This is a genomic window from Leisingera aquaemixtae (genome assembly GCF_001458395.1).
GTDB classification, from domain to species: Bacteria; Pseudomonadota; Alphaproteobacteria; order Rhodobacterales; family Rhodobacteraceae; genus Leisingera; species Leisingera aquaemixtae.
On record NZ_CYSR01000040.1, the window covers coordinates 204,849 to 219,931 of the forward strand.

General features: G+C 66.6%; 15 protein-coding genes and 1 tRNA gene. 10 read left to right on the forward strand and 6 right to left on the reverse strand.

The features are described 5' to 3' along the window. Window position 1: 1 nt before the first annotated feature. From PHA8399_RS21115 to PHA8399_RS21155, 9 genes are all read left to right on the forward strand, one after another. Window positions 2-1,153 (forward strand): deoxyguanosinetriphosphate triphosphohydrolase, encoded by a 1,152-nt coding sequence (locus tag PHA8399_RS21115; protein ID WP_058288048.1) that lies wholly within the window; start codon window positions 2-4, stop codon window positions 1,151-1,153. A gap of 394 nt (window positions 1,154-1,547) precedes the next feature. Next, entirely contained in the window at window positions 1,548-1,940 is a 393-nt protein-coding gene (locus tag PHA8399_RS21120) for a GFA family protein (RefSeq protein WP_058288049.1), read from the forward strand. A 274-nt stretch (window positions 1,941-2,214) separates the two neighbouring features. Then, the gene (locus PHA8399_RS21125; RefSeq protein ID WP_058288171.1) at window positions 2,215-2,514 is read left to right on the forward strand and encodes a YciI family protein; all 300 of its coding nucleotides are present in this window, start codon (window positions 2,215-2,217) and stop codon (window positions 2,512-2,514) included. Between the two features lie 184 nt (window positions 2,515-2,698). Continuing rightward, window positions 2,699-4,444, forward strand: a complete 1,746-nt coding sequence (gene argS, locus PHA8399_RS21130) for an arginine--tRNA ligase (RefSeq protein WP_058288050.1) — start codon at window positions 2,699-2,701, stop codon at window positions 4,442-4,444. A 117-nt stretch (window positions 4,445-4,561) separates the two neighbouring features. Continuing rightward, window positions 4,562-5,728, forward strand: coding sequence for an SPOR domain-containing protein (locus tag PHA8399_RS21135; protein ID WP_058288051.1), 1,167 nt, complete (start codon window positions 4,562-4,564; stop codon window positions 5,726-5,728). A 117-nt stretch (window positions 5,729-5,845) separates the two neighbouring features. After that, entirely contained in the window at window positions 5,846-6,850 is a 1,005-nt protein-coding gene (gene nagZ / locus PHA8399_RS21140) for a beta-N-acetylhexosaminidase (RefSeq protein WP_058288052.1), read from the forward strand. Beyond that, the gene (locus PHA8399_RS21145) at window positions 6,843-7,637 is read left to right on the forward strand and encodes a segregation and condensation protein A (protein WP_058288053.1); all 795 of its coding nucleotides are present in this window, start codon (window positions 6,843-6,845) and stop codon (window positions 7,635-7,637) included. Before nagZ ends, PHA8399_RS21145 begins: the two co-directional genes overlap by 8 nt. A 14-nt stretch (window positions 7,638-7,651) precedes the next feature. Further along, window positions 7,652-8,320 (forward strand): SMC-Scp complex subunit ScpB, encoded by a 669-nt coding sequence (gene scpB / locus PHA8399_RS21150; RefSeq protein WP_058288172.1) that lies wholly within the window; start codon window positions 7,652-7,654, stop codon window positions 8,318-8,320. A gap of 111 nt (window positions 8,321-8,431) precedes the next feature. Then, window positions 8,432-8,632: a hypothetical protein gene (locus PHA8399_RS21155; RefSeq protein WP_058288054.1), complete on the forward strand. Its 201-nt coding sequence runs from the start codon at window positions 8,432-8,434 to the stop codon at window positions 8,630-8,632. Here the strand turns inward: PHA8399_RS21155 and PHA8399_RS21160 are convergent. After that, a complete protein-coding gene (locus tag PHA8399_RS21160) occupies window positions 8,607-9,758 on the reverse strand; it encodes an MFS transporter (RefSeq protein ID WP_058288055.1) in 1,152 nt (383 codons plus the stop codon). The genes PHA8399_RS21155 and PHA8399_RS21160 overlap by 26 nt on opposite strands. 134 nt (window positions 9,759-9,892) lie before the next feature. On the opposite strand from PHA8399_RS21160, the gene PHA8399_RS21165 reads away from it, so the two are divergent. Continuing rightward, window positions 9,893-10,360: an Lrp/AsnC family transcriptional regulator gene (locus tag PHA8399_RS21165; RefSeq protein ID WP_244270277.1), complete on the forward strand. Its 468-nt coding sequence runs from the start codon at window positions 9,893-9,895 to the stop codon at window positions 10,358-10,360. A 124-nt stretch (window positions 10,361-10,484) separates the two neighbouring features. Here PHA8399_RS21165 and PHA8399_RS21170 read toward each other — a convergent pair whose 3' ends face one another. The 5 genes from PHA8399_RS21170 to PHA8399_RS21190 all read right to left on the reverse strand — a co-directional run bounded on the left by PHA8399_RS21170 (window position 10,485) and on the right by PHA8399_RS21190 (window position 15,072). Continuing rightward, window positions 10,485-11,564 (reverse strand): 2'-deoxycytidine 5'-triphosphate deaminase, encoded by a 1,080-nt coding sequence (locus PHA8399_RS21170; protein ID WP_058288057.1) that lies wholly within the window; start codon window positions 11,562-11,564, stop codon window positions 10,485-10,487. A gap of 125 nt (window positions 11,565-11,689) precedes the next feature. Continuing rightward, a tRNA-Pro gene (locus tag PHA8399_RS21175) sits at window positions 11,690-11,766 on the reverse strand. A 162-nt stretch (window positions 11,767-11,928) separates the two neighbouring features. Continuing rightward, window positions 11,929-13,677, reverse strand: coding sequence for a MerR family transcriptional regulator (locus PHA8399_RS22855; RefSeq protein WP_244270278.1), 1,749 nt, complete (start codon window positions 13,675-13,677; stop codon window positions 11,929-11,931). Between the two features lie 16 nt (window positions 13,678-13,693). Next, the gene (gene ihfA, locus PHA8399_RS21185) at window positions 13,694-13,996 is read right to left on the reverse strand and encodes an integration host factor subunit alpha (RefSeq protein WP_008207184.1); all 303 of its coding nucleotides are present in this window, start codon (window positions 13,994-13,996) and stop codon (window positions 13,694-13,696) included. A 101-nt stretch (window positions 13,997-14,097) separates the two neighbouring features. After that, on the reverse strand, window positions 14,098-15,072 hold the full coding sequence (locus PHA8399_RS21190; protein ID WP_058288058.1) for a beta-ketoacyl-ACP synthase III: 975 nt from the start codon (window positions 15,070-15,072) through the stop codon (window positions 14,098-14,100). Window positions 15,073-15,083: the final 11 nt, after the last annotated feature.

Consider the following 15,083-nt stretch of genomic DNA (forward strand, 5'->3'; position numbering starts at 1 on the left):
TATGCATGCGCCTTATGCCACGATGCCGGACCGCAGCCGCGGGCGGCAGGTTCCGGAGGAGGAAAGCTCCTTCCGCTCGCCCTTTCAGCGCGACCGCGACCGGATCATCCACGCCAGCGCCTTCCGCAGGCTCAAGCACAAGACGCAGGTGTTTGTGGAGCATGAGGGTGACAACTACCGCACCCGCCTGACCCATTCGATCGAGGTGGGGCAGGTGGGCCGCACCATTGCCGGCGCGCTGGGGCTGAACCAGGAGCTGACCGAGGCGGTGGCGCTGGCGCATGACCTGGGCCACACGCCGTTTGGCCACACCGGCGAGGACGCGCTGCATGCGCTGATGGAGCCCTACGGCGGCTTTGACCACAACGCCCAAGCGATCCGCATCGTGACCCGGCTGGAGCGGCACTATGCCGAGTTCGACGGCTTGAACCTCACCTGGGAAACCCTTGAAGCGATTGCCAAACACAACGGCCCGGTGGTGGGGGAGCTGCCCTGGGCGCTGGCCGAATGCAACGCTGAGGTCGATCTGGAACTGCACACCCACGCCAGCGCCGAGGCGCAGGTGGCGGCGCTGTCCGATGACATCGCCTATAACAACCACGATCTGCACGATGCGCTGCGGGCGGAGCTGTTCACCGACGATGACCTGGCCCGGCTGCCGCTGCTGGACAAGGCTTACGGCCAGGTCGACACGCTATACCCGGGTCTCGACCCGAACCGCCGCCGCCACGAGGCGCTGCGCCGGTTCTTCGGAGTGATGGTGAGCGATGTCATCGACACCGCCCGCCTCCTGCTGGCGGAAAGCGGCGTGCAAAGCGTCGAGGAGGTCCGCGCGCTGGGGCATCCGGTGGTGAAATTCTCCGATCCCTTGTGGCGTGACCTGAAGGAGATCCGCGCCTTTCTGTTCACCCGCATGTACCGCGCACCCTCGGTGATGGAGAAGCGCGCCAAGGTGGCCAAGGTGGTGGAGGCGCTGTTTCCCTACTTCCTCGACAATCCGCTGGAGATGCCGGAGCGCTGGCAGGCCGACATTGCCGCAGCCGAAGACCGCACCGCGCTGGCGCGGATCGTGTCCGACTACATCGCCGGCATGACCGACCGCTTTGCCCTGCAGCAGCATGAACGGCTGATCGGGGTGAAGGTCGAGGTCTGAGGGCTTCCAGCTGCTGTTTCTGTCCTTTCGCATGTGCCGTGCAGTGGCAGGGGCAGAGTAGAGAAGGCGGCGCCGCCAACGGGGGCGGAGGATAGGGCCGGAACGCCAGCGCGCCCCGGGTCCGGTCAAAAGCTTCGTCAGTCAGACGCCCCTGCACCTTTTGTTGAGGTGGTCTTTGGGGTCCTGGGCTCCTGTGCGCGCGGGGTGCCAGATCCGCGCCATGTGCTGCAGCGGAAGTAACCATCGCAGATCCCGGTTAAGGCCGTGCAAGCAGGGCGTGCGCTGCGGCGGGCTTTGGCGCAACGCCGTGCGGCGGGCTTGTGCAGGGCTGAATGTTCCCGTAATGTTCCCGTAATGTTCTCGTGAAGATCATTTGACTTTGAGGATTGCCGGAATGATTGAAGGAAGCTGCTGCTGCGGTGCGGTGAAGTTTGAACTGCTGGCGCAGCCTGCGCTGATGGGCACCTGCCATTGCTCCCGCTGCCGCAAGGCCGGGGCCAGCACCATCGTCTTTGTCAAGAAAGGCGACCTGCGCTGGATCGAGGGCAGGGAGGAGGTGGCGCTGTACCAGCCCGCGCCGCCGTACAAATACGGCCGCTGCTTCTGCCGGATCTGCGGCAGCTCCCTGGGGGAGATCCTGTCGCAGGAGGACAGCTTCCCCATCGCCGCAAACGCGCTGGACGGGGAACTGGAGGTCAGGAACAGCTTTCATGAGTTCGTTGGCGAGAAGCCCGGCTGGTCCGAAATCTGCGACGGTGCAAAGCAGTCGGAGGGGCATCCTGCGTAGGAGCTCTGGCATCTGCAGGTGCCGTTCGTTTCGGGGGCTGCTCCCTTGCCTGTATTGGCAGGTTTGAGGGCAGGGGCGTGTATCCCCATTCAAATCACAGCCCGGGCCGTTTGCGGCCCGGGCTGTTCTTGCCGGCCCGGCCTGCGCTTGCCGGTCTGTGCCGGTCTTTGTGTTCTCCTCGCCGAATTGGCTTTAAACCGTGCTATGATCTGGCCCTATGATGCCGCAAGGCATCGGCGCTATCCGCTGGGAGAGGCAGAACAAGGGGCAAGCCATGGCACGCTGGACCGTCACCTTCACAGACAAGCCGGAAATGGACCGGGTGCGCAGCGACAGGAAGCGGCGCGAGGCGCATATCGCCTTTGTGCGGTCGCGGCCCGAGCTGCAGATCGGCGGCGCGCTGGCGATGCGGCCGATGCAGGACTTTCCCGGCGCGATCTGGAACGTGGAGGCCGAAACCCGCCAGGATGTGGAGCGGCTGATCCTGCAGGACCCGTATTATGTCGCCTCCCTGCGCCGCTACACGATCACGGAATGGGGCACCGCCTCAGCCGTGCAGAACATCCTGTCCTGACCCGCTGACGGCCAGGCCGGACGGCGCGCCGCGGCAGCGGCGCATTTTTCCGGCGCGGAAAAATGGCCGGAAAATTTGAATTTTCCGGTGCCGCCCGCCTGAGGCCCGGGGCTGCCCCTGCAATCCTGTTGACCCTTCCTGCGGCCCCCGGTATCCGCAGTGCTGAACAGTTGGGACGCCAGATATGAACCTCTTCACCGATATCCGCTCGCTCGTGATCGACAGCCTAACCGCCATGACCGGCGAGGGCGCGCTGCCCGAGGGGCTCGATTTTGCCAATGTCGCGGTGGAGCCGCCGCGCGATGCCGCCCATGGCGACATGGCGACCAATGCGGCGATGGTGCTGGCCAAGCCCGCAAAGATGAAGCCGCGCGACATTGCCGAGGCGCTGGCTGCCAAGCTGGCAGCGGACGATCGGATCACGAGCGCAGAGGTCGCAGGCCCCGGCTTCCTGAACCTGCGGCTGGCCCCGGGCATCTGGCAGGGCGTGCTGAAATCGGTCCTGGACGCAGGCACGGATTTCGGCCGCTCGGACGTCGGCGCGGGCAAGCGGGTGAACGTGGAATATGTCTCCGCCAACCCGACCGGCCCGCTGCATGTGGGGCACACCCGCGGCGCGGTGTTCGGGGACGCGCTGGCGGCACTGCTGGCCTATGCCGGATATGACGTCACCCGCGAGTATTACATCAACGACGGCGGCGGCCAGGTCGATGTTCTGGCGCGCTCTGTCTACCTGCGTTATCTGGAAGCACATGGGCAGGACGTGGCCTTTGCCGATGGCACCTATCCGGGCGATTATCTGAAGCCGGTGGGGCAAGCGCTGAAGGACAAGGCGGGCGATGCCTATCTCGACCAGCCCGAAGAAGTCTGGCTGGCTGAGGTCCGTGAATTTGCTACCGATGCGATGATGCAGCTGATCCGCGAGGATCTGGCCCAGCTCGGCATCGAAATGGATGTGTTCTACTCCGAAAAATCCCTCTACGGCACCGGCAAGATCGAGGCGGCGCTGAAGGAACTGGATGCCAAGGGGCTGATCTATCAGGGCGTTCTGGAGCCGCCGAAGGGCAAGAAGCCCGACGATTGGGAGCCGCGCGAGCAGACCCTGTTCAAATCCACCGATCACGGCGATGACGTCGACCGGGCGGTGAAGAAATCGGATGGCACCTGGACCTATTTCGCGCCCGACATCGCCTATCACTACGACAAGGTGGAACGCGGCTTTGACGAGCTGATCGACATTTTCGGCGCCGACCACGGCGGCTATGTCAAGCGGATGAAGGCCGCGGTGTCGGCGCTGTCCGATGGCCGGGTGCCGCTGGATATCAAGCTGTGCCAGCTGGTGAAGCTGTTCAAGGACGGCCAGGAATTCAAGATGTCCAAGCGGGCAGGGACCTTTGTCACCCTGCGCGATGTGGTCGATGCCGTCGGCGCGGACGTCACCCGCTTTATGCTGCTGACGCGCAAGAACGACCAGGGCTTCGATTTCGACCTCGACAAGGCGCTGGAGCAGTCCAAGGACAACCCGGTGTTCTACGTGCAATACGCCAACGCGCGGATCTGCTCGACCCTGCGCAAGGCAGAGGAGCAGGGGATTGCGGCGGATGATGCGGCGCTCAACGCCGCCGACCTCACCCTGGTGTCCGATCCGGCGCAGCTGGCGGTGGCCAAGAAGCTGGCCGAATGGCCGCGCCTGGTGGAAATCGCGGCCCGCACCCATGAGCCGCACCGGGTGGCCTTCTATCTTTACGATCTGGCGTCGGAGCTGCACGGGCTGTACCACCTCGGGAAATCGCAAGAAGGTTTACGATTTGTTAACGAGAGCAGCCAATCGGCAACACATGCGAATTTGGCCCTGGCCAAAGCCGTTTCCGTTGTCATTTCGGCTGGTCTTGGTATTCTTGGCGTGAAACCGGCAGAAGAGATGCGATAACCAAAACGGGGCGTCAGCCCCTGCGGTTAAAATTGCACACCGCCGGAGTGAGGCAGTTGAAGAGACTTGGGGCGCGGCGCCGTTTCGGCGCTGCCAAACCGGGCAGTGAGGCGGAAAATGGCGTATTTTGCGCAGGCGGGCCAGGGGCACGCCTACATACAGGGTGGTGTTCAAAGGCAGGACACCGCAACTGGCGGGGCCTACGGGCAGCAGTACTCCGATCAGCATTACACCGGCCCGGGCGCGGAGCCGGCATACGGTTATGAAGATCCGGCCTACGGGTATCAGCCTGACGGCCAGGGCTATGATGCGCAGGAGTATGCAGCCTACGCCGCGCCTGCCGGGTTGCGGGCGCGATTCTCCCGCAGCCTCAGCCTGCTGGGTGCTGCGGCCTCGGTTGCGCTGGTCGCGGGGATTGGCGTCTGGGGCTACAAGCTGGTGATGCGCGATGTCAGCGGCGTGCCGGTGGTGCGCGCGGCCGAAGGGCCGATGCGCGAACAGCCCGCGAATCCGGGCGGCTCCCAGGCGGATCATCAGGGGCTTGCGGTGAATGCGGTGGCCGCCAGTGGCAGCGCCGAGGCACCGGCTGACCGGCTGACCCTGGCACCGCCTGCGATCCGGCTAACCGAGGACGACAAACCGCTGCCGCAGCTGGCCGCGGAAACCGCCCCGGCGGAGCTGCCGGCCGTTCCGGCAGAACCGGAGGCGGCTGAAGCCCCCGGTGTCAGCGAGGACGCGGTGGCCTCTTTCCAGAACGGCGATATCGACGCGCTGGTCGCAGAACTCGCCCGCGAGTCGGAAACGCTGTCGGCTGCGGTGCCCGCCTCGGCGCAGGCGCCTGCCATCGTGCAGCCGGAACCGCTGCAGCCTGGCCTGGCCGCGGCAGCGCCGTCGCCCGCCGTTCTGAATGCGCCCGGCGTCAAGCACTCGCTGCGGCCCTCGGCCCGGCCCGCACGGTTCAGCCCCGCTCCGGCCGCAGCCGCACCGGCAGCCCCTGCCGCTGCCGTTGATGTCGACCCGGCCACCCTCCCAGCCGGCACACGGCTGGCGCAGCTCGGCGCCTATGAAAGCCCGGAAGTCGCGCGCGCCGAATGGGACCGCATCCATGCCCGCTTTGCCGATTACCTGGAAGGCAAGCAGCGGGTGATCCAGCGCGCCGAAAGCGGCGGCCGCACCTTCTACCGCCTGCGGGCGATGGGCTTTGCCGGACTGTCGGATGCCCGCCGCTTCTGCTCGGCGCTGGTGGCTGGAAATGCCGACTGCATTCCGGTAACCACACGGTAACGAACCGCCTGGCCGCAAGGCCGGGCAGCGCCCGCCCCGCCCCCAGGGCGGGCGCTTTGCACCCACCCCGGGCCGGGCGCTGCCCTCCCGGATCCAAGGGGGCGATAGGGCACACTCATGACTTTTGGAGCCACCATCCTCGACGCCGACGGCCTGCGCCTGAGCGCAGATGAAAAGGCGTTCTTCCGCGATGCCGATCCCTTCGGCTTCATCCTGTTTGCCCGCAACATCGAAAGCGCCGATCAGGTGCGCGCGCTGTGCGGCGACTTCCGCGAGACTGTGGGCCGCGACTGCGTGATCACCATCGACCAGGAGGGCGGCCGGGTGCAGCGGCTGCGCGCGCCGCTGGGGCGCAACTGGCTGCCGCCGCTGGAGCATGTTGAGCGGGCCGGCGCCGGCGCCGAACGCGCCATGTACCTGCGCTACCGGCTGATCGCGCATGAGCTGCACGGCCTCGGCATCGACAGCAACTGCGCGCCGATTGCCGATGTGGCCTGCGCGGAGACCCACGAGTTCCTGAAGAACCGCTGTTACGGCGAAGACACCCGGTCCGTTGCCGCCATCGGCCGCGCGGTGGCGCAGGGGCATCTGGACGGCGGCGTGCTGCCGGTGCTGAAGCATATCCCCGGCCATGGCCGCGCCACCGCCGACAGCCATCTGGACCTGCCGCATGTGGCCAGCGCTCCGGAGACACTGGAGCAAAGCGACTTTGCCGCCTTCAAAGCGCTGAACGATCTGCCGCTGGGGATGACCGCGCATCTGGTCTATGACGCCTATGACAGCCGCCCGGCCACCACCTCGCCGGTGATGATGCAGCTGATCCGCGAGCAGATCGGCTTTGACGGGCTGATCATGACCGACGATATTTCGATGAAGGCGCTCAAGGGCGCGCTGGCGGACATCACGCGGGACTCGCTGGCGGCAGGCTGCGACGTGGTCCTGCTGTGCAATGCGCCGCTGGCGGACCGGATCGCCGTGGCGGAGGCCGCGGGCCGCATGACAGCGGCAGCGCAAACCCGCGCAGACCGCGCGCTGGCAGCCCGCAAACCCCCTGCGGATCTTGACATTCAGGCCGCCGAAGACGAACTTGCCGCCCTCATGGGCGGGCAGGTGTATGGCTGAGCAGACACTCTTTTCAGACGCGGACACATCGGTAGAGGAACGGCTGGCGGCCGAGGACCTGATCGTGGACGTGGACGGATTCGAAGGCCCGCTCGACCTGCTTTTGACGCTGTCGCGCACCCAGAAGGTGGACCTGCGCAAGATCTCCGTGCTGGAGCTGGCGCGGCAGTATCTGACCTTTGTCGAGAAGGCCAAGGAGCTGCGGATCGAACTGGCGGCGGATTATCTGGTGATGGCGGCCTGGCTCGCCTTCCTGAAGTCCCGCCTGCTGCTGCCCCCCGACCCGGAGGAAGAGGGGCCATCGGGCGAGGAACTGGCCGCCCACCTGGCGTTCCAGCTGGAGCGTTTGCAGGCGATGCGCGACGCCGCCGCGCGGCTGATGGGCCGCGACCGGCTGGGCCGCGACTTCTTCGGGCGCGGCGAGGAAGAGACCATCGCCCGGATCAAGACCGTCACCTATACCGCCAATCTCCTGGATCTGATGCAGGCCTATGCCCGCATCCGCACCAAGGAGGATTTCCGCCCCTTCGTGATGGACCGCGACTCGGTTTTCACCATGGAGGAAGCGCTGGACCGGATGCGCCACCTGTTGGGCTTTACCGGCGATTGGACCGACCTGATCAGCTATTTGCCGGACGGCTGGCACAGCGATCCGGTGAAACGCCGGTCGGCCACCGCGGCGACCTTTGCCGCCTCGCTGCAGCTGGTCAAGGAAGGCAAGGCCGAGCTGCGCCAGAGCGAAACATTTGCGCCGCTCCAGCTGCGCAGCCTGAACGAGGATAGCTGATGGAAGACCAGATCATGGACGGTCAGAGCCAGGGCGCTCCCGTCCGCGAAGACAATGACTCGCTGTTTGACGCGCCGCCGATGGCGGAGCAAGAGCGGATGGTGGAGGCGGTGCTGTTTGCCAGCGCCGAGCCCGTCACCCTGCGCGATCTGGAAAGCCGGATGCCGCATGGCTGCAACCCGCGCGAGGCGGTGGAGCATCTGCGCAAGCGCTATGAGGGCCGCGGCGTGCGGGTGGTGCGTCTGGGCGATGCCTGGGCGATCCGCACCGCGCCGGACCTTGGCTTCCTGATGCAGAAGGAAACCACCGAGCTGCGCAAGCTCAGCCGCGCCGCGATCGAAACGCTGGCGATTGTCGCCTACCACCAGCCGGTCACCCGCACCGAAATCGAGGAGATCCGCGGCGTGTCGGTGTCGCGCGGCACCATCGACCAGCTGATGGAGATGAACTGGATCCGCCTGGGCCGCCGCCGCATGACCCCGGGCCGCCCGGTGACATTTGTGGTGACGCCGGACTTCCTGGATCACTTCGGCCTGGAAAGCGCCCGCGACCTGCCGGGCCTGAAGGAGCTGCGCGCCGCGGGCCTGCTGGAAAACCGCCCGCCGCCGGGCAGCCTGCCGCTGGGCCAGAGCGGCGACGAGGACGACGAGCCGGAAGAACAGGCGGAACTCTTCGAGGAGTGATGCCCCGGCAGCGGCAGCTGCCGGGCGCTTGCCCGGCGCACGCCGCATGCCCCGAAATGGTCTCAATCTGGCGGTACAGTCCCAGGCAGAGCAAAGCATGGGGCCAGCACGGTGAATATCAACTGGATCATCAACATGGTGCTGCGGCGGCTTGTCAGCCGCGCGGTGGGCGCCGGTGTGAACGCAGGCATCAACGCCGTCGCCAGGCGCAGCAAGCCGCAGGACCGCGGTCAGGGGCAGAGCGCCCCGCCGGTGCAGCAGGCGGGCCGCTCGCGCATTCCCTCCGTCAAGCAGGGGCGCCGCCAGCGCTAGGCGCCGCCGGTTTCAGGCCAAGCGCCTCCAGCGCGGCACTGGCCGACAGCAGCGCCGACACGCCCAGGCAGCCCGCAAGCCCCCAGACGGCATAAGCGGCCGCTCCGGTAAAAGGCGCTGCAAAGACACATAAGTAAGTCACGGTGCTGAACAGCCCCATGATGGCGCCGCGCTGCCCGGGGTCCAGCAGCGTCACCCGCGCCACCACCAGGTTCAGCGCCAGATGCTGGCCGATCCCCCACAGCACCGCCAGCCCCAGCAGCAGCCCATAGCTGTCCGCCCAGACCATCATCAGCAGATAGCTGGCCGTGACCGCCAGGAACACCGGCGGCGTGGCGCGCGCCAGGCCCAGCCGGTCCAGCAGCGGATCAAGCAGCACCGCCAGCCCGAACCCGATGCCGTAAAACAGCGGCAGAAGCCCGGCTTGGGTAATGCTCAATCCCAGGCCTTGGGTGATATGCGCGCCGGTGAAGAAATAGCTGCTGTAGAACCCCAGCATCATCAGTGCGGTGGACAGCAGCCCGCGGACAATTCCCGGCACCCGCAGCGCCGTCAGCGGCGAGGTCGCCTGGCTGCTGGGGCTGCCCGCAGCGCGCAGGGAGGCGGAGGCGGCCCAGAGCAGCAGCGCCACAGCTGCCAGCGTGCCATAGACCGCGCGCCAGCCCGCCAGATCGGTGGCCCAGGCGCTGACGCTGACGCCCAGCACCAGCGACACCGTCCAGCCCGACAGCACCAGCCCCAGCACCCGCGCCTCGCGCCCCTTGGGGGCAATCACCATCGCCAGCGTGTAGATCGAGGGCAGGGCGGCCCCCGCCGCCAGCCCGCAGACCGCCTGCGCCGCCATCAGCATCCGGACATCCGCCGCCGCCGCGCTGGCCGCCAGCCCGGCGCCCAGCAGCAACAGCGCCGCCCGCAGCAGCCGCCCTGCACCGATCCGGTCCGCCAGCGGCGCCAGCAGCAGTGCCGCCGCCGCCACCCCTAGCCCATAGGCGCTGGCCGCCCGCATCACCTCTGCGGTGGTGGCATTCAGGGTTTGGCTGACAGCGGACACCACCGGCGACAGCAGCAGCGAGTTCGCACCAATCACGCCTATCGCGCTCATCAAGATCAGAATCGGGGTTCGCATGGGTTTACCTTTAAGAATGTTCAGGTAAATCTGCTATGCGCTGAACATGGTTCTGTGAAGGGCGGGCGAAGATGGCAGAAGAAAAAACAGATGGGATTCGGAAAACGGCTGGGACTTCCCGCGCGCTGGACGCTTTGGACCGAAAAATATTAGGCGCGCTGAGCCGGGATGCGACACTGTCCTACGCCGCAATCGGCCAGGACGTCGGACTGTCGGCGCCCGCGGTGCATGAGCGGGTCAAGCGGCTGCGCGCGTCGGGCACCATCGAGGCAACGGTGGCGCGGCTCGACGGTGCCGCGGTGGGCAAGCCGCTGCTGGCCTTCATCCATGTGGATACCGAGGGCTGGGGCGTGACCACCGGCCTGCTGGCGCTGCAGGAGATGCCTGAACTGGAGGAGGTGCACAGCTCCGCCGGGGACACCAACCTGATCCTGAAGGTCCGCGTCGCCTCCCCCAAGGCGCTGGAGGGGCTGCTTGCGCGGATCTATGAGGTCGGCTGCGTGCGCGCCACCCGCACCTATACGGTGCTGTCAACGCATCTTGACCGGCCGGTGCAGGCGGGCACGACACAGAATCTGGCAGAAGGCGGGCCGGTGAAATAGTCCGCCCGGCCGAAAGGCCGGGCAGCGCCCGACCCTCCCCGTCAAACCGAAGGTTTGCCTGCGGCAAAACGGGGAGGGCGCTTTCAGCACCCGCCCCGAGGGCCGGGCGCTGCCCTCACCGCGATCAGGCTGGCGTCTTGAAATGCTTGGACAGCTTCAGCCCCTGGCCCTGGTAGTTCGACGCAATACCGGCACCGTAAAGCTGCTCCGGCACTTCGGCCATCTTCTCATAGACCAGACGTCCCACCACCTGGCCGTGCTCCAGCACAAAGGGCGCCTCGTGGCAGCGCACCTCCAGCACCCCGCGCGATCCGGCCCCGCCCGCGGCGTCATGGCCAAAGCCAGGGTCGAAGAAGCCCGCGTAATGCACCCGGAATTCGCCCACCATCGCCAGATAAGGCGCCATCTCGGCGGCAAAGGCGGGCGGGATATGCACCGCCTCGCGGCTCACCAGGATATAAAACGCGCCGGGATCCAGGATGATGCGGCCATCCTTGGTGCGCACCTCCTCCCAGTATTCCTGCGGGTCGTATTCGCCAATCCGGTCCAGGTCGATCACCCCGGTATGCGGCTTGGCGCGGTAGCCGACCAGGTCGGTGCCCGGCAGTTTCAGATCGACGGAAAAGCCCAGCCCGTCCTCGATCACGGCCTCGCCATCGACCAGCGGGGTCCCTGCGTGCAGCATCTTCAGCTCTGCATCCGACAGCACCGCCTGGCCGCGGCGGAAGCGGATCTGGTTCAGCCGCATGCCCGGGCGCACCAGCACCGAGAAGGAGCGCGGACAAATCTCCGCGTAAAGCGGGCCGGTGTAGCCGGGCTTGATCCGGTCGAACTCCTCGCCGCCGTCGGTGATGGTGCGGGTCAGGAGGTCCAGCCGCCCGGTGGAGCTTTTGGCATTGGCCACGGCGGAAACATCCTGCGGCAGCGCAAGACCTTCCATCAAGGGCACCACATAGACGCAGCCCTTTTCCAGCACCGCGCCGCCATCAAGGCTGATGCGGTGCATCTCGAATTCCGTCAGACGGTCGGAGACGCTGCGGCCCTGGCCCGCCAGAAAGGACGCGCGCACCCGGTAGGCAACATTGCCCAGCCGCAGGTCGAGGCTGGCAGGCTGCACCTGACCCTCCACCAGCGGGGTGCTGACGGTGATAGCGCCGTTCTCCAGCATGTTTTCAATGGTTTGGCTGGGCAAAACGCCTGTCATTTTCTGTCCCTCCCTGCGCCGGATTTTCCGGCGATGCTGGCCCAATCGGCCCCGCTGCGCAATCGGCAATTCAGGGCCGGGATATGAAAACGCCCGGGTGCCGAAGCACCCGGGCGTTTTTCAAATGGTCGGGCTAGCAGGACTCGAACCTGCGACCTTCCGTCCCCCAGACGGACGCGCTACCAGGCTGCGCCATAGCCCGTTGAACAGCCTTCTAACCGTTTTCACGGCAGGGGCAAGAGGGGGCGGCAAGATTTTTTGCGCATCCGCCCGGAAATCCTGCCGGCTGAGGCAGTTGCAGGCCCGCGCGTGCAGGCCTTCGTGTGTGCGGGGGCGCTTCCCGGCGCGGGAAACGCCCGTGAAATCAGGGGAGGTCCAGACCGGACCCGGCGCCGGAGACCGGTGGCCCTGCAACTGCGCCGCGGGCCGCCAGGGCGCGCAGATCTTCGGCGCAGGCAGCGATTGCGGCCACCGTCTGCGGCGGCAGGCTGCGGACAGCGGCCAAATGGGACAGAACACCGGGGTGTGGCAGGACATGGGCAGGGGCGTCGGCCGCCTCGCCGGTTTCGGCCTCAGGCGCTGCCGCCGGGCTGTCTTGCGGCTGGTCCGGCTCAGCATCCGCATCCGCGTCAGGGTCAAAGCCGGAGCCAAATTCCAGCGCATCAACCTGCCGGGCGGCCTGGTCCAGATCGTGCGGCGGGAAGGCGGCGGCAGGATCGGCCGCGGCGTCTGCGTCATCCGCGCCGGGGTCTGCCTCCATGGCGGCGGCAAACGGCTCTGCGCCGTTGCCAAAGTCCAGCGGCTCTTCCGGCTGAACGCCCGCCGCGGCAGCCAGGGTGTCCAGGGACGGGTCAGGTTCGGGTGAGGGGGCTGCCAGCGGATCAGCCGCTGCAGGGCCTGTGTGGTCTTCCGCCGTTTCCTGGGCCGAAAACTGTTCCGGCAGATCAGCCGTGTCCGAATCCGCCGGGAAGTCCGGAGCTGCTTGCGGTGCAGGGTCCACAGGCTGCGCGCTGTCTGCAGGCTCTTGCGCGTCCGCCCGGAGGGTTTCCGCAGCGGACGTATCCTCCAGCACGGGCGGCTCTGCTGCGGTCAAGGGAGGCTCATCCGGAAGGGTTTCAGCGGAACCGGTTTCAGCCGGTGTGCCAAAGCCGTCCGGCGCGTCCGGCTGTGCCTCTGCGGCGGCAGGCGGTGCCGCTGCCGGCTCGGTTCCCGCCTCCCAGCCCGCGCTGTCATCGCCGTCTTGCGGGTCTTGCCGGTCTTCCGGTGCGGGGTCGAGCGGGGCGGAGTCTGCGGGGGCAGCCGCTGTTGCTGTGGTCTCTTCAGCCGAGTCCTCAGCGGCGGCCTCGCTCCAGGGGGAGGCGGTGTCTGGTTCCACCGCAGGGGCATGGGGTGTCTCTGTGGCCTCTGCCGCCGCGGGCGCGGTGCCATCCGCTGCCGGGTCTTGCGCCTCAAGGGGGGAAGGGGCGGATGGGCCAGGTTCTGATTCTGCCGCCGCCCCGGTCTCGTCCTCCGCACCGGTCTCTGCGGCGGGCGCAGCCAGATCCATCCGCATCTGCGGCTCTGGCGCAGCGGCGGGTTCAGCGGCGTCAGCGGCGGTTTCCTCAGTTTCCGGGGCATCCGCCGGGGCAGCGGGGATTACAGCTGCGGGGGCGTCTGCCGGGTCCTGCAGGATGTCGTCTGCCGCGGCGTCCTGTTGCGGGAAGCCGACCACATTGCTGGCTTCGGAACCCGTGTCCTCTTCTGCCGCCTGCTCATGGCTCAGCTCCAGCGAGCTTTGCCAGTCATCGCCCAGCCTGTCCGCCGGCGGCACCGGCGCGGAGCGCTCGGCGGCTGCGCCGTCGACGGGGTGCGAGAACTCCGCCACATGAGCGGGGCCATGCTCGCGCAGCAGCGCCTGAACGTCCTTGATCGACATCCCGTCGTCATGCAGCAATTTCTTGATGCCGCCCAGAAGCCGCATATCCGCAGGCCGGTAATAGCGGCGCCCGCCGGCCCGCTTGACAGGTTTGACCTGGGTGAACTTGCTCTCCCAGAAGCGCAGAACATGCGCCTGCACGCCCAGCCAGTCCGCAACTTCGCTGATGGTGCGGAAGGCGTCCGGTGATTTTGACATGGCTCAATTGGTCCCGTTATTTACGGTTGCCGTCTGCCACGCGGTCTTTCATCAGGTGGGAAGGCCGGAAGGTCAGCACGCGGCGCGGCTGAATCGGCACCTCTTCGCCGGTCTTCGGGTTCCGCCCGACCCGGGCAGACTTATCCCTTACGCTGAATGTCCCGAACGAGGAGATCTTCACCTGTTCACCGCGCACCAGGGCGTCCGACATATGCTGCAGCATGCTTTCCACCAGCTGCGCGCTTTCATTGCGCGACAGGCCGACTTCCCGGAAAACAGCTTCACTCAAATCCATTCGTGTCAGTGTTTTTTCGCCCATACCAATCCCCGTTGTTTGCCAAAGCATAGGGCGCAGGGAAATTCCCTGTCAATATCAATGAATTGCGCGGGGTGTTTCGGGCGGGATTCCGGATGGAAGAGTTACCAGCGCAGCACAACGGCACCCCAAGCCAGACCGCCGCCGATGGCTTCGGTCACAATCAGGTCGCCTTCTTTGATCTGGCCGCGCTCTTTGCCGACAGACAGGGCAAGCGGAATGGAGGCCGCGGAGGTATTGCCGTGATCCTGCACGGTTACCACCACATTGTCCATGCTCAGGCCCATTTTCTTGGCGGTGCCCTGAATGATGCGGATATTGGCCTGATGCGGCACGATCCAGTCCACATCCGCCGCCGACAGCCCGGCGCGGTCCAGCGCGGTGTTCGCGGTAGAGGCGAGTTTTTCCACCGCGTGGCGGAACACCTGGTTGCCCTGCATCCGCAGATGGCCGGTCGACTGGGTCGAGGACACGCCGCCGTCGACATACAGCAGATCCTTGTAGCGGCCGTCCGAGTTGAGATCGGTTGCCAGAATGCCGCGGTCCTTGTTGGTGCCCGCCAGCTCCTGGCCCTCCAGCAGCAGCGCGCCGGCGCCGTCGCCGAACAGCACGCAGGTGGCCCGGTCGGTCCAGTCCATGATCCGGCTGAAGGTCTCGGCGCCGATCACCAGCACCCGGCTGGCCTGGCCCGAGGCGATCAGCGCATTGGCGTTGCTGAGCGCATAAACGAAGCCCGCGCACACCGCCTGCACGTCAAAGGCAAAGCCCTTGGTCATGCCCAGCTTGGACTGCACCATGGTGGCGGCAGAGGGGAATGTGAGGTCGGCGGTGGAGGTGGCCACGATGATGGCGTCCACATCGTCAGCGGTCAGGCCCGCATCTGCCAAAGCGCGTTCTGCGGCCTTGGCAGCCATATCCGATGTGGTTTCTCCCTCAGCGGCGAAATGGCGGCGTTCGATGCCGGACCGGGTGCGAATCCATTCGTCCGTGGTGTCCAGCGAGGTCTCGAATTCCGCGTTTTCAACCACCCGTTCAGGGAGATAGTGCCCTATGCCAACAACTACCGCGCGTCGCGTCATCCGGTGCCTGC

Bases quoted from the DNA above. Each gene is read 5' to 3' on its own strand.
- PHA8399_RS21115 (WP_058288048.1), top strand. From the start codon at position 2: ATGCATGCGCCTTATGCCACGATGCCGGACCGCAGCCGCGGGCGGCAG.
- PHA8399_RS21120 (WP_058288049.1), top strand. From the start codon at position 1,548: ATGATTGAAGGAAGCTGCTGCTGCGGTGCGGTGAAGTTTGAACTGCTG.
- PHA8399_RS21125 (WP_058288171.1), top strand. From the start codon at position 2,215: ATGGCACGCTGGACCGTCACCTTCACAGACAAGCCGGAAATGGACCGG.
- argS (WP_058288050.1), top strand. From the start codon at position 2,699: ATGAACCTCTTCACCGATATCCGCTCGCTCGTGATCGACAGCCTAACC.
- PHA8399_RS21135 (WP_058288051.1), top strand. From the start codon at position 4,562: ATGGCGTATTTTGCGCAGGCGGGCCAGGGGCACGCCTACATACAGGGT.
- nagZ (WP_058288052.1), top strand. From the start codon at position 5,846: ATGACTTTTGGAGCCACCATCCTCGACGCCGACGGCCTGCGCCTGAGC.
- PHA8399_RS21145 (WP_058288053.1), top strand. From the start codon at position 6,843: ATGGCTGAGCAGACACTCTTTTCAGACGCGGACACATCGGTAGAGGAA.
- scpB (WP_058288172.1), top strand. From the start codon at position 7,652: ATGGACGGTCAGAGCCAGGGCGCTCCCGTCCGCGAAGACAATGACTCG.
- PHA8399_RS21160 (WP_058288055.1), bottom strand. From the start codon at position 9,758: ATGCGAACCCCGATTCTGATCTTGATGAGCGCGATAGGCGTGATTGGT.
- PHA8399_RS21170 (WP_058288057.1), bottom strand. From the start codon at position 11,564: ATGACAGGCGTTTTGCCCAGCCAAACCATTGAAAACATGCTGGAGAAC.
- PHA8399_RS22855 (WP_244270278.1), bottom strand. From the start codon at position 13,677: ATGTCAAAATCACCGGACGCCTTCCGCACCATCAGCGAAGTTGCGGAC.
- ihfA (WP_008207184.1), bottom strand. From the start codon at position 13,996: ATGGGCGAAAAAACACTGACACGAATGGATTTGAGTGAAGCTGTTTTC.
- PHA8399_RS21190 (WP_058288058.1), bottom strand. From the start codon at position 15,072: ATGACGCGACGCGCGGTAGTTGTTGGCATAGGGCACTATCTCCCTGAA.